At 49.8% G+C, this 273-nt stretch carries 1 protein-coding gene; it reads right to left on the bottom strand.

Annotated features, from left to right (window positions below):
• Positions 1–109: 109 nt before the first annotated feature.
• Entirely contained in the window at positions 110–214 is a 105-nt protein-coding gene (locus I6E40_RS11110) for a hypothetical protein (RefSeq protein ID WP_410897059.1), read from the bottom strand.
• Between the last annotated feature and the right edge of the window lie 59 nt (positions 215–273).

Here is a 273-nt window from a genome sequence, read left to right on the forward strand (position 1 = left end):
TTCAATTCGTGAACAATTCGTGTTCAAAAACAAATTAATGGCTTTTAATGAATCAATTCATGAACATTAATGTCTCAAAAAGGTGGTTCAGAAAGGCGGTTCTTCTCGTTCAAACCACCTGCTTCCGGCTGACACAGTAGAACACGCCCTTCGCGGTGCGCTTTTTCAGTACGCCCAGGTGGCGGAGTTGGCGACCCATGCCCGCTATCTTCACGCCCTGCAACGCACGCGGGGATTCGCGCTTCAAGGTCTCGAAGATTTCGGTGGCGGACA

Origin of the sequence: Prevotellamassilia timonensis (genome assembly GCF_021531665.1) — a bacterium.
Taxonomy (GTDB): Bacteria; Bacteroidota; Bacteroidia; order Bacteroidales; family Bacteroidaceae; genus Alloprevotella.